Origin of the sequence: Crenothrix sp. (assembly GCF_043729335.1) — a bacterium.
Classification (GTDB): domain Bacteria; phylum Pseudomonadota; class Gammaproteobacteria; order Methylococcales; family Methylomonadaceae; genus Crenothrix.
Map to the genome: position 1 here is coordinate 60,556 of NZ_JAYTLQ010000048.1, position 24,247 is coordinate 84,802.

The following is a 24,247-nucleotide window of genomic DNA, read 5'->3' on the forward strand; positions in this document are numbered from 1 at the left end:
GTTGTCTTTTTTGTAATTACTATGCCAAGTATTTACCGTTCCGACCTTGATGGCTTACGTGCTGTCGCTGTCCTCAGCGTCATTCTTTGTCACGCGCAAATTCCAGGATTTGCGGGTGGGTTTGTGGGCGTTGATATCTTTTTGGTCATTTCCGGTTTTTTAATCAGTGGCATCATTTTACGAGAAATAGCGCAAGAGACTTTTTCATTTAAAAATTTCTATATGCGCAGAGTGCGCCGCATCCTGCCCGCCTTATTGACTGTGCTGTTTGTCATTAGTGTTTTGGCCTGGTTTGTAATGCTGCCGAATGATTTTCGGCGCTTTGGTAAAGCTCTAATTGCTAGTATTTTCATGATCCCCAATATTGCAGCCTGGAGCTCATCTGGAGATTATTTTGCTCCCTCTGCTGATTCTAATCCGCTGCTGCATTTATGGTCTTTGGGAGTAGAGGAACAGTTTTATCTGTTGTTTCCATTGCCGTTTGTATTTTTGTTGCGCAAATTCAGCGCCTGTATGTGTTGGACAATATTGACTTTCCTTACCTTATCATCGTTGGGCTTAGCGTTTTGGGCTGCATCACACAAACCTGCCTTCGGTTTTTACTGGCTACCCACACGTGCCTGGGAGTTCTTGTTAGGCATTGGTGTGGCTTATTATTTTAGTAAGCCACTCACTGTAAAATACACAGTGCAATTATGGCTGGAATTATTGGCTTTTGCGGGGCTATTACTAATTATATTCGCCGTATCTGCACCGCAGGGAGCAGCATTAGGATCTTCACTGCCCTTTCAGATTATGGCATGTTCAGGCACAACTTTATTAATCACAACGGGCTTAACCGGAGAGACATGGGTATATAAATGCCTGGCACTTAAACCCATTGTAGGGATTGGATTAATCTCGTATTCCCTTTATCTTTGGCATTGGCCATTGTTAAGCTTGTTCTCCTATTGGCAAGCGGGCGTCCAAGTCGATGGACATGACTACATAATCACAGGATTGTTGATATTAAGCGGTGTGATGGCAACACTCAACTGGAAATATATTGAACAACCTTTCCGGAATAAACATCGCTGGCTTCAAAAACCATTAATAAAAACTGTTTTGACGGCTCAAATACTATTGCTCGGATTGGGAATAGTTATATGGTATACAAACTGGACTCCACAGCGATTTAACCCCTATCAGCTTCAATATGCTGCGGGGCAGGATGATGCAAACCCATTACAAAAAGACTGTCTATTTGAAGACACCGGAGAGAGTTATAAACCTGATATTGAAAAATGTTTAATTGCGGGCCATTCAAATCTACCTCCCCGTTTTATTGTCTGGGGCGATAGCCACGCAGACGCTTTAACTCCCGCATTCGAAACCTTGGGGGAATTGTATAATGTTCCGGGTATTCAAGTAAGTTATAACACGGGGGCTGCTTTATTGAAGGCAAAGACTTTAAAATTTTCTGATAAATCGAATGATAACAGGCAGTTATTTTATCAAAATGTCATTGACTTTCTACAGCAACAGCCGTTAATAAAAGATGTTTTTTTAGTAGGCTATTGGAATGCTTATACTGAAGGCAGCCGTAAAATCACCTATCTTGATGAGCATGATTCGCTGAAAGCGTTTCAATCAAGCTTTAAAGAGACAATTAAGCACCTTACTGCACAGGGTAAACGGGTATGGGTGGTGTTATCTGTACCCAAGGCTGACAGAAATGTACCTTTATGGTTGGCATTGAATGAAACACAGGGTGAAGTAATATGGATTGATGGCTATCTTGCCCAACGTAACGTACTTTTACCTTTTTTTGAGCAAATGCAAGCAGACTATAAGGTGAGATTATTAGATCCCAGCGATTTATTATGTCGTGATAACAAGCGCAGATGCAGAATTAACAGTGCGGGCAAGGCACTGTATTCTGATTACCATCACTTATCCGCCACTGGTGCAATATTTGTTGCTGAGAGTTTAATGCCAGCATTTAAATTGATGCAAAAGGAAAAATATTTATAAAAAAAGCCCCGATTGCATTACGCAAGCAGGGCTTTTTATTGCGCTTAAAACAGCAAGGTTTTAAGACAACATGATTACATCATGCCGCCCATACCACCCATGCCGCCCATACCACCCATATCGCCCATGCCACCGTGTGCGCCTTTCTCATCGCTAGGTGCATCGGCAATCATCACTTCTGTAGTCAGCATTAAGCCAGCTACAGACGCTGCATTTTGCAATGCAGTACGGGTGACTTTCGCAGGGTCAAGAATACCCATTTCGATCATATCGCCGTATTTGCCAGTGGCTGCATTATAACCAAAATTGCCAGTACCTTTTTGTACTTCGTTGAAGACCACTGAAGGCTCATCGCCCGCGTTAGCAACAATTTGGCGTAAAGGCTCTTCCATTGCACGACGTAAAATATTAACACCGACTGTTTGGTCGTGGTTAATACCTTCAAGGCCAACTAATGCAGCCAATGCACGTACCAGCGCAGTACCGCCGCCAGCAACCACGCCTTCTTCAACCGCCGCGCGGGTAGAATGCAGTGCATCTTCAACGCGGGCTTTCTTTTCTTTCATTTCGATTTCAGTGGCAGCGCCGACTTTAATCACGGCAACACCGCCAGCCAATTTAGCCAGACGTTCTTGCAATTTTTCTTTATCGTAGTCAGAAGTCGCATCTTCCGCTTGAGCGCGAATTTGTGTTACACGGCCTTTGATTTGCTCTTCAGAACCTGCACCATCAATAATGGTGGTGTTTTCTTTAGTGATTTGTACGCGTTTGGCTGTACCCAATTGGCTCAGTTCCGCTTTTTCCAGGCTTAAACCGACTTCTTCAGAAATAACCGTACCGCCGGTCAACACAGCAATGTCTTCCAACATGGCTTTACGACGATCGCCGAAACCAGGTGCTTTAACCGCGGCAACTTTAACGATACCACGAATCGTGTTAACAACCAGAGTTGCCAACGCTTCGCCTTCAACGTCTTCTGCAACAATCAATAATGGACGGCCAGATTTAGCAACCGCTTCCAAAATCGGTAACATTTCACGGATGTTGGAGACTTTCTTTTCGTAAATCAAAATCAGCGGATCGTCTAATTCAACGCTCATGCTGTCTTGTTTGTTGATGAAGTACGGTGACAAATAGCCACGATCAAACTGCATACCTTCAACCAAGTCTAATGAATTATCAAGACCTGTGCCTTCTTCAACGGTAATAACGCCTTCTTTACCGACTTTTTCCATTGCTTCAGCAATAATCTTACCGACTGACTCATCAGAGTTAGCAGAGATTGTACCGACTTGAGCAATGGCTTTATTGTCAGCACAAGGTGCTGCTGAGGCAATAATCGCTTCAACTGCTTTGGTCACCGCCAAATCAATACCGCGTTTTAAATCCATAGGATTCATGCCCGCAGCAACGGCTTTCAAGCCTTCGTTGACTATGGATTGTGCCAAAACAGTTGCAGTGGTGGTGCCGTCGCCTGCCACGTCAGACGTGTGCGAAGCCACTTCTTTAACCATTTGCGCGCCCATGTTTTCGAATTTGTCTTTTAATTCGATTTCTTTGGCAACCGATACACCGTCTTTGGTAATGGTTGGAGCGCCGAAACTTTTATCTAAAATAGCGTTACGACCTTTAGGGCCCAAAGTTACTTTTACTGCGTTGGCTAAAATATTGACACCACGCGCCATACGGACTCGTGCGTCATCACCAAATAATACGTCTTTTGCTGCCATGTTTATTTATTCCTGTGTGTGATTATGATTGTGGTCAATGAGTTAGGACTAGCCTAAAATGCCCATAATGTCTTCTTCACGCATTACGATAACGTCTTCACCGTCAACTTTAACTTCGTTGCCAGCATATTTACCGAATAATACATTGTCGCCGACTTTAACTTCCAAAGCGCGAACCTGGCCGTTATCCAGCGGTTTGCCACTACCAACAGCCAATACTTTGCCACGGCTGGGTTTTTCTGCAGCAGAACCTGGCAGAACGATACCGCCCGCACTAGTGGTTTCTTCTTCAACACGTTTTACGATGACTCTATCGTGTAACGGACGTATATTCATTTATGTCTCCTAAAAACAGATTATTGTTATTAAAACTTGAGTTGTTAGCACTTGTTGCCAATGAGTGCTAATGATAATGAGCTTTCGCAGTTTGTCAAGTGTGTGGCATTATTGGTCACTTCATTTTAATTGCCATAAGCTATGAACGACACCCAACTATTACGCTACAGTCGCCAGATCATGTTGCCGCTGTGCGACATTGAAGGACAACAAAAACTACTTAACGCCAAGGTATTGATTGTTGGCGCGGGCGGTTTAGGCTCTCCTGCATCGATGTATCTGGCTGCGGCGGGTGTGGGGTCAATCACTATTTATGATAATGACGAAGTGGATTTATCCAATCTACAAAGACAAATTGCTCATCACACTACCGATATTGGGATGGATAAAGTAATTTCAACCCGCCAGACCCTGAATAGTTTAAATCCGGATACTACCGTCAATGCAGTCAAACAGAGGCTTAGTGGCGAGTTGCTGGAAACAGAAGTTGTCAACGCTGATGTTGTATTAGATTGTTCAGATAACTTCACGACCCGCTTTGCCATTAATCGCGCTTGCGTTAAGTATCAAACACCACTGGTATCGGGTGCGGCCATTCGTTTTGAAGGTCAAGTTGCTGTATTTACACCGGGGCGCAATAACAGTCCCTGCTATAACTGCCTATACACGCACGATGGCGAAGAGCTGCAAAACTGCGCTACTAATGGTGTTATCGCGCCTATTACTGGGATAATTGGCAGCATACAGGCGCTTGAGGCAATGAAATTGATTATCGACATAGGAAAAACCTTGACTGGGCGACTATTGCTTTTAGACGGCCTGACGATGGAATGGAATATTATGAAACTTAAACAAAATCGAGATTGTCCGACCTGTGGTGTCCAAGGTTAATGGAGCACTGATTTCTACCAATAGAACAGCACTTGGTGGTTAAGTACAACACCTGCTAAACTATAAAAAAATGCAGGAGCAATCATGGCCACTATAACTTTTGATACCCTTGAACTGGTAGATAAACTAAAAACTGCTGGAATACCGCAAGCACAGGCTGAGGCAGTCGTGCGCGTTATTGCCGAAGCCCAAGACGGACTTGTCACAAAACATGACTTAACAGAAATAAAAGCAGAAATGAATGTTCGTTTTGAGCGTATTGATGGTGAATTAAGGCTAAATAGATGGATGCTTGGCGTACTATTAGCCGGTGTCATCTCTTTAGTATTAAAGGCATTTTTTTAAATGCCCATCTTATTAACAATTTTACATTGGGATCAAACGACACCCAGCAAAAGTTGCGCGAATAAACAGTTCATCGTATACTTCGAAGTGGCTTTACTTGAGCAAGCTAGTCAACATTTTGGAAACTTAAAGAGGTTATGATTATGAAATGGGAAACACCAAGCTACACTGATCTGCGTTTCGGTTTTGAAGTAACAATGTACATCTACAACCGTTAATTCCTTTTCGGCTTTGTGGAAAAAAGGGGTTCCCAACAGAGCCCCTTTTTTTTGACCTCGCTGCCGTCAGGCATCACCCAAATCCCCACTATTAGGATAACTCAACATGAAAATTAGAGTTCTCGGCTCAGGTGCAGGTGGCGGATTTCCGCAGTGGAACTGCAACTGCGACAATTGCCGCCGTATCCGCACGGGCGACATGAACGCCAAAGCCCGCACCCAATCATCCATTGCCGTCAGTACTGATAACAATAACTGGCTGCTAATCAACGCCTCGCCAGATATACGTGCCCAACTGGAAGCCTTCCCCGCTATACACCCGAAACATGGTTTACGTGATACCGGCATTAAAGCCGTATTATTAATGGACAGCCAGATTGACCACACCACCGGCTTGCTCATGCTGCGCGAAGGCAAACCGCTGGATATTTATTGTTCAGAAATGGTCAAGCAAGATTTGACCACCGGCTTCCCGGTCTTCAATATGTTGTCGCATTATTGCACGGTTAACCACCACCCTATTCCTGTGGATGGCAGCAGTTTTACCATACCTGCTATCGCTGATTTGCGTTTTTATACCCAAGCCATCAAAAGCAAAGCACCGCCCTACTCGCCGCACCGCCACGATCCGCACGACGGCGACAATATCGGCGTGGTAATTGAACAAATCTCCACCGGCAAAAAAGTGTTTTACTCGCCAGGTCTGGGCGAGATTGAAGATCACGTCATGTCTGCTATGCAAGCCGCCGATTGTCTATTGATTGACGGCACGTTCTGGACGGAAGATGAAATGATCGATCAAGGCTTGGGCAAAAAATGCGCCTCCGATATGGGGCATAAGGCGCAATCCGGTGCGGGGGGCATGATCGACATCCTGAATGGTGTATCGAATGCACGGAAAATATTGATCCATATCAATAACAGTAACCCGATTTTGGATGAAGATTCTGAACCCTGTAAAATACTCGCGGCCGCTGGTATTGAAATCGCCTATGACGGCATGGAAATTGACCTGTAAATCACACTATGAATATGACTGATAATACCCCGTGGAACAAAGAAGAATTCGAAACCCAGTTACGCGGCATGGAAAAGTATTACCACATCAATCATCCGTACAATGTGCTGATGAACGAAGGCAAACTGAACAAGGCGCAGATTCAAGGCTGGGTAGCCAATCGATTTTATTATCAGGTCAGCATTCCCCGCAAAGATGCCAATATTTTAGCCAATTGCCCAGACCGTGAAACTCGTCAGCTGTGGACGCAACGCATTATTGATCATGACGGTCAACCTAGTGAAGCTGGTGGTATAGAAGCCTGGATACAATTGGGCATAGCGGTTGGCTTGTCCCGCGAGGAAATTATTTCTGAACAGCATGTATTGCCTGGAGTACGCTTTGCCGTCGATGCTTATGTCAACTTTGCAAGGCAGGCAGAATGGCACGAGGCGGCCAGCTCATCGTTAACGGAATTGTTTGCGCCAAAAATCCACCAGCAACGTTTAAGTAACTGGCCAGAACATTATCCATGGATTGATAAAGACGGTTATATTTACTTCCGTAAACGGTTGAGCGAGGCACGGCGTGATGTGGAGCACGGTTTGGCGATTACGTTGGACTGGTATAAAACCCGCGAACAACAAGAACGTATGCTGAAGATTTTAAAGTTTAAGCTGGATGTGTTGTGGACGATGGCGGATGCCATGTATTTGGCTTATATTAGTGGTATGCCGCCGTATTTTAATGTTGAAAAATAAGTTTAAGATAAAGGTGGCAATGTTCAAATTAGTCGGGCTTTTTGAGAGGTCATTATGGCTGTCACTTATGAAAATGATATTGTCACGTGGGCTAAAGAACAGGCTCATCTGTTGCGTTCAGGTAAGTTGTCGGCCATCGACATCGAACATATTGCCGAGGAAATTGAAGACGTGGGCAAAAGTGAACAGCGCGAGCTGGCAAATCGGATGGCGTTACTGTTATCGCATCTGCTCAAATGGCAATACCAACCGGAACGCCAACGAAGTAGCTGGCAACGGACTATTAAAGAGCAGCGCAAAGCCATTGCACGGCGCTTAAAAAATACGCCCAGTTTGAAAGCAACAGTCACTGATTTAGACTGGTTTGAAGATGTTTGGGGGGATTCTATCTCATTAGCTATCGCTGAAACTGGCATGGATTGTTTTCCTGAAATTTGCCCTTGGATAATGGTAAATATTCTTTCCGAAGATTGGTTGCCCTCGACGGATGGGCACTAAATTGTATTCCTGTGGAGTGAAACACCATGCAATGGTCTGAAGTCATCAACAATCCTTATTTGCAAGATTTACCGTTTAAAATCGAGTTGAACCGCTATGGGAAAATTGAAATGAGTCCCGCATCCAACAAACACGGTTATCTACAGTCTTTAATCGGTGCACTATTTATTAATAATCTTGAAAGCGGAAAAACATTGACCGAATGCTCGATTCAAACCATAGAAGGCGTGAAAGTCGCTGATGTGGCTTGGTGTTCTATGGCGTTTTTTACTCAGCATGGCTTTGAAACACCTTACGCCCATGCCCCTGAAATTTGTGTTGAAATCGTTTCGCCGTCAAATTCCAAAATAGAAATCTCAAACAAGGTTCGACTCTATTTACAAGCCGGTGCAACTGAAGCATGGGTGGTGTGGGAGAATGATGTGGTTGATTATTATGGAAAAATAGGAAAACTGGAAAAATCAACTTATGGTATTGATGTAAAACTATAGATGGCCTACTGGAGCAACCTATGAGTACTGCGAAAAAACGGCAACAATCTTACACGTATACTGATTATTGCCAATGGCCAGAAGATGAACGATGGGAATTGGTCGAGGGTGTAGCCTACGCCATGACAGCTCCATCACGGCTGCATCAAGACATCGTGTTTGAATTAGGTAGGCAAATAGGAAATTACCTACAAAATAAACCTTGCAAAGGTTATACGTCTCCTTTTGATGTCCGCTTACCCCATAAAGACGAAGCGGATGACAACATTGATACCATTGTACAACCAGACATCAGCGTCATCTGTGACTTAAGCAAACTTGATAAACTGGGCTGCCGTGGTGCGCCAGATTGGGTTATTGAGGTACTTTCGCCGTCTACCGCTTTAAAGGACATGAATAGCAAACGCAGCCTTTATGAGCGGCATGGCGTAAAGGAATATTGGATTATCCATCCCGAAGACCGCTGGATTATGGTGTATCTGCTTAACACCCAAGCGAACTATGGCAAACCGGAGATATTTGGCATGGATGAACCGACGAGGGTACAGCTATTTCCGGATCTTCAGATGGATTGGGCATTTATGCAAGAAATGTAGTAAGGAAGGGACTATGCAATGGAGCAATACTTTGATATGTTGGTTTTAAAGCAAATTGAAAATGGCCACCTGATGATTAGTCAACACCAAAAACAACCCGCCCGCATCATGCAAGTCGCTGTTGAAGATTTTGCCACACTGCCCTTATAAAATACTAACACCCTATTAATAATGACCATCACCCCAAACATACCCATAAACTTCTCCACCCTGCACCGCCTACAATGGGAAGAAGCCCAGCAAAAATATGTCATACTTTACCCTGAAGGCATGGTGGAACTGAACCAAAGTTCGGCAGAAATCCTCAAATGCTGCGATGGCACACGCACGCCCTCGCAAATCGTCAGCGAGCTTGAACAAAAATTCGACACCACCGGTCTTACTAACGACGTTACCGCATTCCTGGGAGTTGCCTTACAAAATGGCTGGATTAACCAAAACTAACATTACCCCGCCGCGCTGGTTACTGGCAGAACTTACTTATGCCTGCCCGTTGCAATGTCCTTATTGTTCTAATCCGGTGGATTACGCAAGCTATCAATCCGAATTAAGCACGGACGACTGGAAACGGGTATTGACCCAAGCCCGCAAAATGGGCGCAGTGCAGCTGGGTTTTTCCGGCGGTGAACCCTTAACGCGCAAAGATTTGCCAGAACTGGTAAAACATGCGCGTGAACTAGGCTACTACTCCAACCTGATCACTTCTGGCTACGGTATGACAGAAGAAAAGATTGTGCAACTCAAAGAAGCTGGGCTGGATCATATTCAGGTGAGCATACAAGCCAGCAGCCAGGAACTGAATGACCATATCGCCGGTACTAAATCGTTTGAACACAAAAAAGCGGTGGCGCATTTAGTCAAAAAACACGGTTATCCGATGGTCTTAAATGTTGTCATGCACCGCGAAAATATCCACCAAATGCCAGAAATCCTGGCTATGGCAGAAGAACTGGGCGCAGACTATGTCGAACTGGCCAATGCCCAATATTATGGCTGGGCGCACCTTAACCGCGACTTGTTGTTGCCCACTAAAGAACAATTTCAAAAAGCTGAACAAATTGCGCAAGACTTTAAAGAAAAAGTCGCAGGCAAAATGAAAATCTATTATGTGGTGCCAGATTTTTATGAAGATCGTCCTAAAGCCTGCATGAATGGCTGGGGAACTACATTTTTAACGATTGCACCCGATGGGGTTGCATTACCGTGTCATTCCGCCCGCGATTTGCCAGGACTTGACTGCCCTAACGTTAAGGACTACAGTGTTTATGAAATCTGGCACAAATCCAAGGCATTCAACTTCTTTCGGGGTTATGAGTGGATGAAGGAACCCTGCCGCAGCTGTGATGAAAAAGAAAAAGATTTTGGCGGATGCCGTTGTCAGGCTTACTTATTAACGGGTAACATGTATAACACTGACCCTGTATGCAGCAAGTCTGAAAATAATGAGGTTATTCAAAAAGCTATAGATTCCGCTAAAGCTTGCACCCACTCAAATAACCTAGAAAAACCTCTGATTTTTCGTAACAGCAAAAATTCTCGAGCATTGGTTAAAAATTAATGAATTTCTTCCGTACAGAGCAAAATTTTTAGACTATACTTAAATCGTGAAAGCAGATTCTGTACAGTCCAACATTACTGCTTAAACAGAGGGAGCCAATCAGTCAAGGCAGTGACAATAGCAATACCTAATACAGTTACCATCAGGTGTAACATTATTCTAACATTGACGACGCTAATAACATGAAAAGTGAAACTGACAACATAAATCGGTTCCTGGACGAACAATTATTAGATTTGGAACAAAAGTTCAATCTTTTTATGAAAGAAATGGAAAATGATCTCATTTTTCCCTTTTTTATAAGCAATGCATCGGATAATGACTGGGATGATGATTTTTTATCTTTTGAAGATCAAGCAAGCGAACCTAAAAAGCATTTAGTCCGTATTGATACCCATACTACGGTCTTATGTGTTACAGGGTCAATAACTGTAACCATACTGGTCTATCTAGGCATGGTTTTATCCAGTTAAGGTTTCCAATCTTCAGTGTTCGTGTTGTTTAAAGTCCCGTCCAAGGCGTGTATAAACCGTCAACATTGACACCAAACATATCTAAAACTCGTCCTACCGTTTCATTTACCATCCCCATCAACGAATCGGATTTGCTGTAAAAAGCCGGCATAGGTGGGAAGATAATGCCGCCCATTTCCGTTACGCTGGCCATATTCCGGATATGAGCCAAATTTAAGGGCGTTTCACGCGGCATGACTACCAAACGGCGGCGTTCTTTTAACACCACATCAGCCCCCCGTGAAATTAAATTATCCCCAAAACCATGTGCCACTGCCGCCAACGTTTTCATGGAACAAGGCGCGATAATCATGCCTTCGGTTTTAAAGCCACCACTGGAAATACTGGCAGCAATATCATCAATACCGTGAGTAATATCGGCTAATTGTGTCAATTCTGCACGTTTCATGTTCATTTCGTGTTTTAAATTGAGTACACCAGCCGATGAAATAATCAAATGGGTTTCCCATTCTTCCTGTACTTGTAAAACCTGTAGCATTCTTACGCCGTAGATGGCGCCGGTTGCACCCGTCATGGCGATAATCAGTCGTTTTTTCACTCAATATTCTCGTATCTATCAGGTAACAATCATTTTTACACCGGCAACCAACAACACCAGCGCCAATAATTTTTGTAGCGTAGGATTAGCCAGGCGTTTGCTGCCATATTCGGCGCCTATAAAACCACCCAAAACGGCGGCAAGCATCCATAACGGCAGGGCTTTCGGTAAAATATCCAAAGAAGTTTTCGACAACACGCCCAACAAACCCGCTATGGAATTAACCAAAATAAACGCGGCGGCAATGCCGGAAATCACCCTAATCTGCGCCCAACGAAAAAATAGCATCAACGGGCTTAAAAAAATACCACCACCAACGCCGGTTAATCCAGAAAGTAAACCCAACAATGCGCCTACAAACATCAGGGTAGGGTAAGCTACAGCCTGAACGTTATACACAGCGTGTTTTTTTGCGCCATAAAATGACCGCCCTGCCGCATACACCAACACCACACCTACCAAGGGTTTGTACCAATGCCCAGGTAAGGTAATTGTGCCACCTAAGTAAGCACAAGGCACAGACAGCAAGGCAATTGGCCAAAACAATTGCCAGGAAAACGCCTTGCTACGATAAAATTTGTATAAAGCAATAGAAGCCACGGCAATGTTCAACACTAACGCAGTGGGTTTCATAATCGCCGGTGCTAAACCGAATAATGACATGGCAGCAAGGTAGCCAGAAGCCCCCCCGTGACCAACGGCAGAATAAAGTAAAGCAGCCATAGCGATAAGTGCGGTTAAAACTAAACTATCTGTATCAATATTCATGGTGATAGCCTACCAATGCAAAAAATTAGTAATTTTATATCAATATTTTCTGCCCAGTATCACCTATCGACAATAATAAGCTCCACACAAATGGCCAATGCTTAGATGTGTCATTGTTTCAGAATCAGAAACAATTTATCTTCCATTCACATCATTGTCATTCAATAAAGAACAAACTATAGTTAAACTGTATTTAACGAAACCACTTTAACTTTTTAATTTAATGAGCAACTAAGGATTTAACTATGAATGATTTTTACAAAGATGCAGTTATTGGCGTGATGTTTACTATGGGCGTGGTAGGCTTCATTTCAGGAGAGTTTATTGTATCTACCGTGTTGTTTGCAGCTGCTGCAATTTCCAGTAACGTCGAAATGAGTCGTAGACTGAGCGCAACAGCGAGCAACAACGGATGATGTTTATTGCCTTTTCTTCAAGTAACTCCCATTACGCGTAGTAATGGGAGTTTTTTTATCCCGCCAAACCGCTAATATTACAGCCTAGCTAAAACCTCAGCCACCGTTGTACCCATAGCAGCCGGGGTTGGACAGATGGTAACGCCCAAATCTCTCAGCCTTGCCACTTTTTCTGCCGCACCTTCATCCGCTGATGAAATAATTGCACCGGCATGCCCCATACGACGACCTTCTGGCGCAGTTAAGCCCGCGATATAAGCAATAACAGGTTTAGTCATATTTTCTTTAGCAAATACACCGGCATCCACTTCTTGCGGCCCACCGATTTCACCAATCATCACGATTACTTTGGTTTCTGGATCCCGCTCAAATTTTTCCAGAATCACCCAGTGTGCGCTACCATTAATCGGATCGCCACCAATACCCACCGAGGTACTAACACCAATGCCCAAAGCTTTCATCTGTGCGGCGGCTTCATAGCCCAAAGTACCGGAACGGCCTACAATACCGACATTACCCGGCATATAAATATGGCCAGGCATTATACCTAACATAGCGCGGCCTGGGCTGATGGTTCCAGCGCAGTTAGGGCCGGTCAAAATCATGCGTTTATCTTCAGGAAAACGGCGCAGAAAGTTTTTTACCCGCATCATATCTTGAGTAGGAATACCATCGGTAATGGCTACACAATATTTAATACCGGCTTCGGCGGCTTCCATGATGGAATCGGCCGCAAACGCAGGCGGTACAAAAATAATACTGGCTTCCGCATCCGCTTGTTGCACGGCTTCTTTAACGGTATTAAAAACCGGCAGCCCTAAATGTTTTTGTCCGCCTTTACCCGGCGTAATACCACCGACCACATTAGAGCCGTAATTAATCATATCCTGGGCATGGAACGTACCGATTTTACCGGTAAAGCCCTGAACGATAATGCGTGTTGTTTCGTCTATTAAAATAGCCATTTAGTTCTCCTGAGCCGCCGCTTCTTTGGCCACTTGTTCATTACGCGCCTGTACCGCTTTTTCGGCAGCTTCCGCTAAGGTATCGGCAGTAATAATCGGTAAACCGCTTTCAGCGATAATACGGCGACCTTCTTCCACATTAGTCCCTGATAAACGCACGATTAACGGAATTTGCATATCAATTTTTTTAACGGCATGCACCACGCCTTCAGCAATCCAGTCACAGCGATTTATACCTGCGAAGATATTAACCAGCATGGCTTTTACATTTTTATCAGCCAACACCAGACGAAAGGCTTTTTCAGTACGTTCTGCCGATGCACCGCCGCCGACATCTAGAAAATTAGCCGGTTCACCACCCGCCAGCTTAATCATGTCCATGGTGGCCATGGCTAAACCTGCACCATTGATCATGCAGCCAATATCGCCATCTAAACCCACATAGCTTAAACCACGGTCGGCGGCCGCCATCTCGCGGGGATCTTCCTGGGTTTTATCACGTAATTCAGAAATTTTTGTTTGACGGAACAAAGCATTATCGTCAAAACTCATTTTGGCATCCAGGGCAATTAATTCACCAGCACCGGTCATCACCAAAGGATTGATTTCCAGCATACTGCAATCCAGCTCACGCAATGCCCGATAACAACCTCTAATCAGCTTTACCGCATGACTCATGGCTTCAGAATCAATGCCTAAGGCAAACGCCATTTCACGCGCCTGAAAATCCAGCAAACCTACCGCAGGTTCAATGTAAATTTTAGTAATCGCTTCTGGATTACTAATCGCCAGCTCTTCAATTTCCATACCGCCTTGCGCCGAACCCACCATAACGATGCACTCAGAACTGCGATCCACCAGCAGACAAAAATACATTTCTTTGGCAATATCGGTACCGGCTTCAACATAAAGCCGTCCACACACTTTACCGGCTGGCCCAGTTTGATGTGTTACTAAACGCCTGCCCAACAAATGTTCCGCAGCGTCCGCCACTTCATCGTGGGTTTTACAAATTTTAATACCGCCCGCTTTACCGCGTGCGCCAGAATGAATTTGTGCTTTTACCGCCCAAATATGGCCGCCGATATCTCTGGCACGTTGTACGGCATCTTCAGGGCTATAGGCCAAGCCACCTTCGGCGATTTTTACGCCATAACCACTTAAAATCTCTTTCGCTTGATACTCATGAATATCCACAGCTCTTCTCTCGTTTAATGTCTGTTATTTGGTTTTTGCAGCAATGGCTTCTGCTGCTCTTACTACGTTACTGGCCATTTTTTCCGAAGCTGCATCAATTAAGCGGCCATCCAGCGCCGCAGCGCCTTTGCCTTGTGCCGCCGCTTCCTGCAAGGCCACCAGGATACGTTTGGCTTTTTCGACTTCGGCCGCAGGTGGGGTGAACACTTCGTTAGCTAATTCAACCTGACTAGGATGAATCGCCCATTTACCCTCACAACCCAATGCCGCTGCCCGCTTTGCCGCCAGCTTAAAGCCATCCGGATCTTTAAAATCACCAAACGGCCCATCAATAGGCCGCAAACCGAAGGCACGACAGGCCACCGTCATACGGCTGATGGCTGCATGCCATTGGTCGCCTGGATAATCAGGATTTAAACCGCCAATATTGGTTGTACGGGCGCGGTTGCTGGCGGCGTAATCAGCTACACCAAAATGCAGAGCTTCTAAACGGCCACTGGCACCATTACGGGCAATATCTTCAACATTAGCCATACCTAAGGCGGTTTCAATCAGGGCTTCGATGCCAATCTTATTTTTTAAGCCTTGCTGCATTTCCAGCTGGTTGAGCATGGCTTCCACCATATAAACATCCGAGTACACGCCTACTTTGGGGATAAGAATAGTATCCAGTTTTGCACCGCATTGCTCGACCAAATCGACAACATCACGCACCATGTACTGGGTATCCAGGCCGTTGATACGTACAGAAATAGTCACGCCATGGCCTTTCCAGTCCATGTCGTTAATGGCTTCAATGATGTTTTTTCTGGCACGTAACTTATCGTCGGGTGCGACGGCATCTTCCAAATCCAGAAAAATAAAATCCGCGCCACTTTTCATGGCTTTTTCAAACATATCGGGGTTTGACCCAGGTACGGCTAATTCACAGCGTTGTACGCGTTGTACCGATGCTGTGTATAAGGTGTGGCTCATTTATAAATTCCTAAACAATAATTTTTTTGGGGATACGGGATAATTACACTGATTCAACAATCAGCTCTGGTTAAACCCAAACAGTAAATCAACCCGCCATTGTACTTTTAGGAAAAACAAAGTCAATTTTTACCGCTTAGAATGATTGCTGATTACCGGCAGATATGGCATGATTAGTCATTTTTTGACGTTATTTTACTGTCAAACGCCGTTTTTAACTCACCTTGTATTTTATCCAAAACCATCAACTAAGAGGCACACATGGCTGGTCGTAACCACCTATATATCCCAGGTCCTACTAACGTTCCTAATGAAGTTTTAAATGCAATGCACGTTACCATGGAAGATCACCGTTCACCGGCTTTTCCTAAGTTACTAAAACCTTTATTGGAAGATTTGAAAAAAATCTTTAAGACTGAAACCGGACAATGCTTTATCTTTCCTGCAACCGGTACCGCAGGTTGGGAAGTGGCACTAACCAACACCTTAAACCCAGGCGACAAGGTTTTAATCTACCGTTTTGGCCAATTTAGCCATTTATGGGCAGAAATGGGCAAACGCCTGGGTTTCGACGTTGAGATTCATCAAGTTGCCTGGGGCAAAGGCATCCCGTTAGATCATCTGGAAGCACGTTTAAAAGAAGACGGCGCGCACACTATCAAAGCGGTATTAGCCACCCATAACGAAACCGCAACCGGTGTAACGAGTGATATTGCTGGCGTACGTAAAGCCATGGATGCGTCTAGCCACCCGGCCCTATTGTTCGTGGACGGTGTTAGCTCCATTGCCAGCATTGATTTTCGCATGGATGAATGGGGCGTAGATGGTGCCATCAGCGGTTCGCAAAAAGGTTTTATGATGCCAGCCGGTGGTGCGTTTTTGGCGTTTAGTCAAAAAGCCTTGGCAATGGTTGATACCTGCACGTATCCTCGGTGTTTTTTAGATCTAAAAGATCAAATGAACAATAACAAAGACGGCTACACGCCTTACACGCCAGCTTTGCCTATTTTGTATGGCTTGCGTAAAGCCCTGGATTTATTGTTGGAAGAAGGCATGGAAAATGTCTACGACAGACATTTCCGCTTAGCCGAAGGTACCCGTAAAGCGGTTGCTGCGTGGGGTTTAAAATTATGCGCCCAGCCCGGCTTTGAATCTAACACCGTTACTGCCGTTATGGTACCGGAAGACAAAGATGCGCGGACTGTTATTGCCACTGCTTTTAGCAAATACAATATGTCTTTGGGTGGTGGTTTATCCGAGTTATTAGGTAAAGCCTTCCGTATCGGCCATGTAGGCGATATGAACGATGTGTCTATGCTGGGTGCTATTGCAGGCGTAGAAATGGCGCTGCTGGATAATGGCTTTGACATCAAACCCGGCAGTGGCGTAGCTGCGGCGATTGAATATTACCGTTCTACCGCGAAATAACCTACAAATACATTCTCCTGAGTGCCCTTCGGCATACAGGAGAAGCTTGGCTGTGCAGAGGATTATCTAATCCCCAAGCCTTAATTACCCAGTTATTTTTTTAGACAAAATTGTGTACTGTCTTTTACATCAACCCAAGGCTCTGTAACGATACCGCTAATGTATGACGATATACAAATGTATGCGTCTGCACTAAGATAGCCATGAACATTAAATTCAAAATGCAAGATTTTGGCCGCTCCCAATTTTAATAATACGACAGGAACGAGTGGCATAATTGGAAATTCTGTGCGCTTAAAAAAACGATATTTACCAAGGCATCCAGAGAAAAGCGTGATAAACGGCCACGTAACAGATCGTTAACACGTGGCTGCGTAAGACCACAATGAGTAGCGGCAGATGCTTGCGTCCAGTCATTGGCCTTAATAATGGCTGCGATTTGCTGCATCAGGTTCTGCCCGCACCCTAAGATTTGCGGACTGCTCTTGTATCAGCATTAGCGTTCCATATACTGTCAAAAATTTCGGTATTGGTATAGCCTTACCTACCCCTCATCAGTTCGGCGTATCGTTTAGTGGCAAGCGCAACATCGCGCTGGGTTGTAGTTTGCGTTTTTTCTGGGCGTGCAGTACGTAGACCGCCTCAGCTAATCTGGTTATATAGATGAACCGGTAAGTACCTAAATCGTCTCACACTCTGATTTCTTCAACACCCTTGATAACAACAGGTATTGGCTTGAAGTCATCCGGCAATTCACCTTGCTGTACTTTGTTAAGCTGGTAGCTAGCATCTTGCTTGGCATTTTCGGGAAACGCTCACAAGCATTTTAACGAGTCGCCAAGAAATTGTATTTTCTTCATCATTTAATTACTGATGTTACGCAGCCCCCAGCAAATAAGCGTATCATTTCCGTATGGAAAAAATAAACACGAGTTATACACGGACTACCTGATATGCAATAGCGGTTTTGCAACAGCAACTGGATTATCAGCAATGCTAGATGGGGATATAAGCCACGACCAAATGACACGATTTCTGTCGGCGAAGGAATACACCTCCAAAGACCTGTGGGGGCAAGTTAAAGCAACAGTACGCCAGATAGAGCAAGAAGACGGTTGCCTAATTTTTGACGATACCATACAGGAAAAGGCCTGGACGGATGAAAATGAGATTATGTGCTGGCATTTTGACCATTGCAAAGGTCGATCTGTCAGAGGTATCAACTTACTGAATGCCTTATATTACAGTGGAGGGGTATCAGTCCCGGTTGCTTTTGAAGTGGTACGCAAGCCCAACCAGTTCAGCGATGTAAAGACCCATAAGGTCAAGCGAGCCAGTGAGGTCACTAAGAATGAGCTGATGCGGGATATGATTACGATTGCTGTGGCGAATGCCTTCAAGTTCCGTTACGTATTGACGGACAGTTGGTTTGCCAGCAAGGAAAATTTTGAGTTCATCCTGAAAAAAGGCAAGCATTTCATCAGTGCCTTAAAGGACAACCGCCTGGTGGCTTTAACAGAAGAAGACAAGAAAGAAGGACGCTTTGTACGAATCAGTCAATTGGAATTGGCGGATCGGCAGGCGGTGCGCGGCTGGCTGAAGGGTTTCCAACAGGAAGTGCTTTTCGTCCGCAGGGTCTTTACAAACAAAGACGGCAGCATCGGCCTATTGAATCTGGTATGCAGTGATTTGACGTGCAACGGCGAACAAGTCGCGACGATCTACCAAAAACGGTGGAAAGTTGAGGAGTTCCATAAATCATTAAAATCCAATGCAGGGTTGGCAAAGTCACCGACCCGCACAGTTACCACCCAGAATAATCATATCTTTATGTCGATCTATGCCGTCTTTAAACTTGAGTGCCTGAAGATAAAGCACAAGGCCAACCATTTTGCACTACGGACTAAATTGTTTATCAAAGCTAACCAAATGGCATATGAAGAGTTGCAGAAATTACAGGCTGCGTAACATCAGTTTATAATTTTCTTGCTGAGCAGGTTGGACACCTTATGGCCATATTTAGGCTGATATGCACCATAAATATTATCAAAGGTATGATTTTCTCCCACTATGACAATTAAATGTTCAATCGGTGTTTCCGTGCTTCTGTGCGCATAGCCATGCCCAATTATCACGTCATGTTTGTTGTTATATTGCCCTGCTACAGCATAACAAGGACTCAACAGCGTAACACTAACGCCCAATGCAGTCAGCTTTCTTAATCGTTTCATGTTTATTACCCAAAACTAAGTTTTAAATAGTGAAAACCCTTTAAAACAGATACTAAGCACTCGGTTTAGCTACGTTAGGCGCACAACTTTAAAGCGCATGTGTAGAGTGTGTGATTTACAAGACGGGGGTTAAGTTTTATGGCTGGAAGTGTTCAGCTAAAACAGAGCGACTCCCATAGTAAATTGAAATTATGGCAACCATGTGACGGTTAGATGTTAATTCTGTGACAAGACCACCACACCAAGATACTGATATGCCCGCGCACCAGTCCTTATGGCCACATCAATCAATTTTATCCTCCATGCTAATTTTCACATTCCTGTCACAACTCTCAAGTAGGATTCGCACAATCCTTTCATCTTCGATGCGCGAAACCCCTAAGGCTAAATGAGTCTGTTAACCAAGTACACCCAGGAGAATTACCCATGCTTTTGATAAAAAAATTCAGCGTCGTTGCCGTCACTACTCTGTTGACGGTTGGCATTGCCCAAGCCGATGAACCTACCCCTCAAGATTGGTTTAAGGCCGGTCGTAAAACCGTTGTTGATGCCATGCACTTACACCCCAATTACCGGCATGCCAAAAATGTCATCTTGTTTATCGGTGATGGCATGGGGGTTTCTACCATTACTGCATCACGTATTTTCGACGGACAGCAAAAAGGTGGCCATGGTGAAGAAAACTCTTTGAGCTTTGAAAAATTTCCGTACCTGGCACTCTCAAAAACCTATAGCGTCAATCAGCAAACTCCAGACTCCGCGCCTACCATGACTGCAATGGTGACCGGTGTAAAATCCAATGACGGCTTTATTTCCGTTAACCATACTATATTACGTAGCGAGCCCAGCGCTAATGTGATTGATGCCAACAAGCTGGCCACTATTTTGGAACAAGCTAAACAAAATGGCATGTCTGCGGGCGTGGTGTCCACTGCACGTATTACTCATGCTACCCCGGCGGCAACCTACGCCCATACCGCAAACCGTGACTGGGAAGCCGATTCAGACCGTCCAGCCGGTGCTACCGTACCCGATATTGCTGCCCAGTTAATTGACTTCAATATCAGCGGTGGTATAGAAGTTGCGCTGGGCGGTGGCCGCGCCCGCTTTATGCCTAGCACCACTAATGATCCTGAATACGGCAGCGCCGGTAAACGTAAAGATGGCCGCGACCTCACTGCTGAATGGGTCAGCAAACACAGCAAGGCCGACTACGTGTGGAACAAGGCCCAGTTTGATGCCATAGACCCGAACAAGACCGATCATTTGTTGGGGCTGTTTGAACCTTCGCATGTGCATTATGAAGCGGACCGTATAGCACACGACAAGGCCGGCGAACCTTCGCTGACAGAAATGACCACCAAAGCCATCGATATTCTGAAAAAGAACCAAAACGGCTATTTTTTAATGGTGGAAGGCGGGCGTATTGACCACGCCCACCATGCCGGCAATGCCTTCCGTGCGTTATCAGATACCCAGCAATTGGCCACCGCTGTTGCTGCCGCTGTTAAAAAAATCAATCTTGAAGATACGTTGGTTATTGTGACGGCTGACCATAGCCATGTGTTTACTATTGGCGGCTATCCAGTACGCGGCAACCCTATTTTGGGCTTGGCACAAGGCGTCGGTGAAAAAGAACCTACTGTGGACTTGCTGGGCTTACCTTACACCACTTTAAGTTATGCCAATGGCCCAGGCTACACTGGCGAATCTAACCAGCAAGCTGCCGGTTCAAAATTGTTCACCACCCCAGCAACACTTGGTTGGGCATCTGGTAGTGAAGGCCATACGCCGACATCTTACAAGCCTGCCTTGGGCCGCCCTGAACTTAGCAAAGATAGGGTAGAAAACCATGACTACTTGCAGGAATCCATCGTACCCATGGGTGCCGAAACCCACGCCGCTGAAGATGTCGCCATTTTTGCCAACGGCCCGCAGGCACATTTGTTCCACGGCATTGTTGAGCAAAACGTGATTTATCATGTGATGGCTGAAGCACTGGGCTTATCCGAACAACATTACTACCATCACGGTAAATAAAGCTGGCTTGTTGTCTGTTAATAGACGACAAATCGCACGTTAACAAAAGGGATATCTTGTGTATCCCTTTTTCTGTTTAATCCTTATTGAAACAATATGATGAAAATAGTTACTGTTTTAAAGCTTACTTTCTGTCTTGCCCTAACTGTTTCTAGTCTTGCCAGCCGTGCCGATAACACAAAGAATCAACTATTGCCTGAAGTTGCCTGCCACTATGAAATGCGCATTATTCCACAGGATAAATCTAAAGCTGCCACACACAAGGCTTGGTTTTTCTGGCGCACTTCCAATAGCGTACAAACTCAAGATGCCGACAGTGAACAGGGGGAAATCTGGCAACGCACCGCTACTGGCAATATTCAATACCGAAAGCTCTACCATAGCGATAAAACCGCTGTCGAATACATGCCTGCCGATAATGCCAGCAATAACATAGATTTCGACTGGCCAAAGCTCTCTAGCATGCTCAGTAAACAAGAATTAGACGTACTTAAATCCGTGGACAAATCAGAAATTCTGGGTAGAAATGCGCAGCAATATGCGGGAAAAATTAACGGTCAGTCTATCGAAGTACAATGGTTGGTTGCTGAACAACTACCCGCAAGCATTCTCAGGAAAGACGACCATGGTACGGTTGAATTACGGCTGATTGAAATCACGCCTCTTGCAACAGCCCAGCACAAACCGGTAACCGTTGAAGACATTGCCAGTTATCGGCAGATTGATGCCACCGATTTTGGTGATATGGAAAACGATCCGTTTGTTAAAAAGGTGATGGCAGCTGATGGGCATCACACTCATTAGGATTTAGTAATAGAGCTTGAACACAGGGTATAGCGCTTGGTAGACAAAGGCTCAGTTCTATTGACCCTTGACACCAAGCTTTATTATTGAATCTGGGAGACTTTTACGTTACTCCATACTGAAGTAATAAAGTCATGGGTCATCGTTGGCATACCCTCAGCTATCCATTGCACAATGATTTGAGCGACGTTTGGATAAGTGATTTGTACTACATGATTATCATATAGCCAGGCGGCAAGAATTTGGGCATCCAACTCATACATGGTTTGCCCATAACCCAATTGTTGCAAGGCAAAAGCGTTTGAGAGCTGTTCCATCTGTGAATGTAACGGTTTGGCCAGCACTTTTTTACCTGCCTGTAAGGCTTCACTGGCAAGTTCAAAGCCAGCACTGGTGATAATGCCCGCACAATCGTAAAAATCTTGCCTAAAGCCTTCGCGCGATAGTGGCTTGCAGTGAATATGCCTCAAACAACTTCTTTCAGGAGCCAAGGTATAAATATAAAACTCAAAATCAACAAACGGTTTTAAAAACGTCATAACGGCCTGATGCTCTTCAAAAGGCAGGTAGACAAGTATTTTTTTCTTATTGATGCTGGCTATATGCTGTGTTGTTTCAATAATCGGCGGCAAAATAGGTTGATTGAAATGATGCCAATGCAAGCCAATGCCTATATCAACCGGTGCAAAATACTTCATCACCGTATTTGCGATGGGATCTGAACCGGTTTTTGGGATGTCGTAATTAAACGCATATTGATGGCCTATGCCCAAGACAGTTTTTTTAGCTTTTTTAGCTGCCCAGGCAGTCACTGGCTCAAAATCGCTGATCACCAGATCATAGGGCTCTAAATTTAAAGCGGCTACATCTTTATAAAATTGAATAGGCTTGGCCTTAACCGCTGTTTTTATATACTGCACTTGACCTTTATTCAGACTAAAGGTTAACCCGGATTTAACCAGATAATGTCGAAAAATCTCCATATCAAAATAGTCCGCCGTATTTTTGCCGGTAAACAGAAACGTAACATCTGCCCCTGCATAGTACAGTTCTTTTGCCATGACTCTGGCACGGGTAATATGACCATTGCCCGTACCTTGTACACCGTAAAATATTTTCATAGTGCCAACAAATAAACACTTAAATAAGCGATACCCGTACCCATAGCCGAACCAATCACTACATCACTGGGAAAATGTACTCCCAATAATACACGTGAAAAACCCACACACACTGACCATCCGTACAAGGGCAAGGTAAGCACAGGCCAAAATTCACTGCCTAAAGTCGCCATCATAAATGCTGCTGAAGTGTGGCCAGATGGAAAGCTGAATTGGTCGCTGGGTATAATAAAACTTTGAAAATTATATAATGCCGCCTGTGGACGATTGCGTTTTAAACTGTTCTTCAGGACAAAATAAACGGGGCGTTCGAGTAAAAAAGCGATTAACACCACTTGAACAAACGCATTGTTTGTACTCTCTTTCCAAACCATAGCTAAAACAATAAGCACATATAATAATCCATCACCGGTTTTGGAAACTAATCGACAAAGATAGTACAAAGGTTGATACAAGCAGACATTAACAAAGCGCATAAAAACAAGCGTGTCATAGTGCTGAATCGTATATAAAAATTTCATAGTAAGCACCCACCGTTAAGTCTAAAGTATTTTCTTTACCTGTACGGTGAGCAGTCTAAAACAGCAATATGACAACAGCATGAAGATTCATTGACAGTTCTGTGACAACAGACTGCATTGGCTCTAAGTTTGAATTTATGTTCGGACGCTATACTGCGCCCACCTAAAAAACCTGGCTCTTCCCGATTTCGTGGGGTAGCCACTACATATAGTGTTAGCCATGACCAAACAAACGCCGACCTTCAATATCAAGCCAGATATGCTGGAACAACCGGC

29 protein-coding genes are annotated in these 24,247 nt (G+C 44.6%); 18 read left to right on the plus strand and 11 right to left on the minus strand.

Features of this window, described 5'->3' with window-relative positions; genetic code table 11:
- The first annotated feature begins 21 nt into the window (after positions 1-21).
- Positions 22-2,013, plus strand: a complete 1,992-nt coding sequence (locus ACHZC4_RS10405) for an acyltransferase family protein (RefSeq protein ID WP_394753775.1) — start codon at positions 22-24, stop codon at positions 2,011-2,013.
- A gap of 74 nt (positions 2,014-2,087) precedes the next feature.
- On the opposite strand, the gene groL is transcribed toward ACHZC4_RS10405, so the two are convergent.
- Both groL and groES read right to left on the minus strand, forming a co-directional pair.
- Positions 2,088-3,743, minus strand: coding sequence for a chaperonin GroEL (gene groL / locus ACHZC4_RS10410; RefSeq protein ID WP_394753776.1), 1,656 nt, complete (start codon positions 3,741-3,743; stop codon positions 2,088-2,090).
- Positions 3,744-3,791: 48 nt separating this feature from the next.
- Positions 3,792-4,079 (minus strand): co-chaperone GroES, encoded by a 288-nt coding sequence (gene groES, locus ACHZC4_RS10415; protein ID WP_394753777.1) that lies wholly within the window; start codon positions 4,077-4,079, stop codon positions 3,792-3,794.
- 141 nt (positions 4,080-4,220) lie between these two features.
- Here groES and ACHZC4_RS10420 point away from each other — a divergent pair, with 141 nt between their 5' ends.
- From ACHZC4_RS10420 to ACHZC4_RS10475, 12 genes are all read left to right on the plus strand, one after another.
- Positions 4,221-4,970 carry a HesA/MoeB/ThiF family protein gene (locus tag ACHZC4_RS10420; RefSeq protein WP_394753778.1) on the plus strand — a complete coding sequence of 250 codons (750 nt, stop codon included), beginning with the start codon at positions 4,221-4,223 and terminating at the stop codon, positions 4,968-4,970.
- Between the two features lie 84 nt (positions 4,971-5,054).
- Positions 5,055-5,315, plus strand: a complete 261-nt coding sequence (locus ACHZC4_RS10425; RefSeq protein WP_394753779.1) for a DUF1640 domain-containing protein — start codon at positions 5,055-5,057, stop codon at positions 5,313-5,315.
- Positions 5,316-5,458: 143 nt separating this feature from the next.
- Positions 5,459-5,533: a pyrroloquinoline quinone precursor peptide PqqA gene (gene pqqA, locus ACHZC4_RS10430; RefSeq protein WP_006892363.1), complete on the plus strand. Its 75-nt coding sequence runs from the start codon at positions 5,459-5,461 to the stop codon at positions 5,531-5,533.
- 106 nt (positions 5,534-5,639) lie between these two features.
- On the plus strand, positions 5,640-6,551 hold the full coding sequence (gene pqqB / locus ACHZC4_RS10435) for a pyrroloquinoline quinone biosynthesis protein PqqB (RefSeq protein ID WP_394753780.1): 912 nt from the start codon (positions 5,640-5,642) through the stop codon (positions 6,549-6,551).
- A 14-nt stretch (positions 6,552-6,565) separates the two neighbouring features.
- Positions 6,566-7,291, plus strand: coding sequence for a pyrroloquinoline-quinone synthase PqqC (gene pqqC / locus ACHZC4_RS10440; protein ID WP_394753781.1), 726 nt, complete (start codon positions 6,566-6,568; stop codon positions 7,289-7,291).
- Positions 7,292-7,345: 54 nt separating this feature from the next.
- On the plus strand, positions 7,346-7,789 hold the full coding sequence (locus ACHZC4_RS10445) for a DUF29 domain-containing protein (protein ID WP_394753782.1): 444 nt from the start codon (positions 7,346-7,348) through the stop codon (positions 7,787-7,789).
- A 26-nt stretch (positions 7,790-7,815) separates the two neighbouring features.
- Complete coding sequence (locus ACHZC4_RS10450) at positions 7,816-8,280, plus strand: Uma2 family endonuclease (protein WP_394753783.1); 465 nt, start codon at positions 7,816-7,818, stop codon at positions 8,278-8,280.
- A 20-nt stretch (positions 8,281-8,300) separates the two neighbouring features.
- Positions 8,301-8,876, plus strand: coding sequence for a Uma2 family endonuclease (locus ACHZC4_RS10455; RefSeq protein ID WP_394753784.1), 576 nt, complete (start codon positions 8,301-8,303; stop codon positions 8,874-8,876).
- 18 nt (positions 8,877-8,894) lie between these two features.
- Positions 8,895-9,026 (plus strand): hypothetical protein, encoded by a 132-nt coding sequence (locus ACHZC4_RS10460; protein WP_394753785.1) that lies wholly within the window; start codon positions 8,895-8,897, stop codon positions 9,024-9,026.
- Between the two features lie 21 nt (positions 9,027-9,047).
- Positions 9,048-9,320, plus strand: a complete 273-nt coding sequence (pqqD, locus tag ACHZC4_RS10465; RefSeq protein WP_394753786.1) for a pyrroloquinoline quinone biosynthesis peptide chaperone PqqD — start codon at positions 9,048-9,050, stop codon at positions 9,318-9,320.
- A complete protein-coding gene (pqqE, locus tag ACHZC4_RS10470) occupies positions 9,298-10,434 on the plus strand; it encodes a pyrroloquinoline quinone biosynthesis protein PqqE (RefSeq protein ID WP_394753787.1) in 1,137 nt (378 codons plus the stop codon). The genes pqqD and pqqE overlap by 23 nt, the downstream gene beginning before the upstream one ends.
- Before the next feature lie 182 nt (positions 10,435-10,616).
- On the plus strand, positions 10,617-10,907 hold the full coding sequence (locus tag ACHZC4_RS10475; RefSeq protein ID WP_394753788.1) for a hypothetical protein: 291 nt from the start codon (positions 10,617-10,619) through the stop codon (positions 10,905-10,907).
- A 28-nt stretch (positions 10,908-10,935) separates the two neighbouring features.
- Here the strand turns inward: ACHZC4_RS10475 and ACHZC4_RS10480 are convergent, their stop codons facing one another.
- Positions 10,936-11,505, minus strand: coding sequence for a UbiX family flavin prenyltransferase (locus tag ACHZC4_RS10480; protein ID WP_394753789.1), 570 nt, complete (start codon positions 11,503-11,505; stop codon positions 10,936-10,938).
- Between the two features lie 18 nt (positions 11,506-11,523).
- A complete protein-coding gene (locus tag ACHZC4_RS10485) occupies positions 11,524-12,273 on the minus strand; it encodes a sulfite exporter TauE/SafE family protein (RefSeq protein ID WP_394753790.1) in 750 nt (249 codons plus the stop codon).
- Between the two features lie 245 nt (positions 12,274-12,518).
- On the opposite strand from ACHZC4_RS10485, the gene ACHZC4_RS10490 reads away from it, so the two are divergent.
- Positions 12,519-12,689 carry a hypothetical protein gene (locus tag ACHZC4_RS10490; protein ID WP_394753791.1) on the plus strand — a complete coding sequence of 57 codons (171 nt, stop codon included), beginning with the start codon at positions 12,519-12,521 and terminating at the stop codon, positions 12,687-12,689.
- Between the two features lie 77 nt (positions 12,690-12,766).
- Here the strand turns inward: ACHZC4_RS10490 and sucD are convergent, their stop codons facing one another.
- Genes sucD through ACHZC4_RS10505 form a run of 3 tightly spaced genes read right to left on the minus strand, consistent with a single transcriptional unit; the run spans position 12,767 to position 15,826 of the window.
- Positions 12,767-13,654 (minus strand): succinate--CoA ligase subunit alpha, encoded by an 888-nt coding sequence (gene sucD / locus ACHZC4_RS10495; RefSeq protein WP_394753792.1) that lies wholly within the window; start codon positions 13,652-13,654, stop codon positions 12,767-12,769.
- A complete protein-coding gene (locus ACHZC4_RS10500) occupies positions 13,655-14,851 on the minus strand; it encodes a malate--CoA ligase subunit beta (protein ID WP_394753793.1) in 1,197 nt (398 codons plus the stop codon). It abuts the gene before it with no gap.
- A gap of 24 nt (positions 14,852-14,875) precedes the next feature.
- Positions 14,876-15,826: an HpcH/HpaI aldolase/citrate lyase family protein gene (locus ACHZC4_RS10505; protein ID WP_394753794.1), complete on the minus strand. Its 951-nt coding sequence runs from the start codon at positions 15,824-15,826 to the stop codon at positions 14,876-14,878.
- A gap of 261 nt (positions 15,827-16,087) precedes the next feature.
- Between ACHZC4_RS10505 and ACHZC4_RS10510 the strand changes: the two genes are divergently transcribed.
- Positions 16,088-17,254 carry an aminotransferase class V-fold PLP-dependent enzyme gene (locus ACHZC4_RS10510; RefSeq protein ID WP_394753795.1) on the plus strand — a complete coding sequence of 389 codons (1,167 nt, stop codon included), beginning with the start codon at positions 16,088-16,090 and terminating at the stop codon, positions 17,252-17,254.
- A 247-nt stretch (positions 17,255-17,501) separates the two neighbouring features.
- On the opposite strand, the gene ACHZC4_RS10515 is transcribed toward ACHZC4_RS10510, so the two are convergent.
- Positions 17,502-17,702 carry a helix-turn-helix domain-containing protein gene (locus ACHZC4_RS10515; RefSeq protein ID WP_394753796.1) on the minus strand — a complete coding sequence of 67 codons (201 nt, stop codon included), beginning with the start codon at positions 17,700-17,702 and terminating at the stop codon, positions 17,502-17,504.
- Positions 17,703-18,127: 425 nt separating this feature from the next.
- Here ACHZC4_RS10515 and ACHZC4_RS10520 point away from each other — a divergent pair, with 425 nt between their 5' ends.
- Positions 18,128-19,222, plus strand: a complete 1,095-nt coding sequence (locus tag ACHZC4_RS10520; protein WP_394753797.1) for a transposase — start codon at positions 18,128-18,130, stop codon at positions 19,220-19,222.
- A gap of 2 nt (positions 19,223-19,224) precedes the next feature.
- Here the strand turns inward: ACHZC4_RS10520 and ACHZC4_RS10525 are convergent, their stop codons facing one another.
- On the minus strand, positions 19,225-19,485 hold the full coding sequence (locus tag ACHZC4_RS10525) for a hypothetical protein (protein WP_394753798.1): 261 nt from the start codon (positions 19,483-19,485) through the stop codon (positions 19,225-19,227).
- Positions 19,486-19,911: 426 nt separating this feature from the next.
- Here ACHZC4_RS10525 and ACHZC4_RS10530 point away from each other — a divergent pair, with 426 nt between their 5' ends.
- The gene (locus ACHZC4_RS10530) at positions 19,912-21,525 is read left to right on the plus strand and encodes an alkaline phosphatase (RefSeq protein ID WP_394753799.1); all 1,614 of its coding nucleotides are present in this window, start codon (positions 19,912-19,914) and stop codon (positions 21,523-21,525) included.
- Positions 21,526-21,621: 96 nt separating this feature from the next.
- Positions 21,622-22,329 (plus strand): hypothetical protein, encoded by a 708-nt coding sequence (locus ACHZC4_RS10535; protein ID WP_394753800.1) that lies wholly within the window; start codon positions 21,622-21,624, stop codon positions 22,327-22,329.
- Positions 22,330-22,412: 83 nt separating this feature from the next.
- On the opposite strand, the gene ACHZC4_RS10540 is transcribed toward ACHZC4_RS10535, so the two are convergent.
- Together ACHZC4_RS10540 and ACHZC4_RS10545 are read right to left on the minus strand one after the other, a co-directional pair.
- Complete coding sequence (locus tag ACHZC4_RS10540; RefSeq protein WP_394753801.1) at positions 22,413-23,450, minus strand: MJ1255/VC2487 family glycosyltransferase; 1,038 nt, start codon at positions 23,448-23,450, stop codon at positions 22,413-22,415.
- On the minus strand, positions 23,447-23,971 hold the full coding sequence (locus ACHZC4_RS10545) for a phosphatase PAP2 family protein (protein ID WP_394753802.1): 525 nt from the start codon (positions 23,969-23,971) through the stop codon (positions 23,447-23,449). The genes ACHZC4_RS10540 and ACHZC4_RS10545 overlap by 4 nt, the downstream gene beginning before the upstream one ends.
- Positions 23,972-24,247 lie beyond the last annotated feature (276 nt).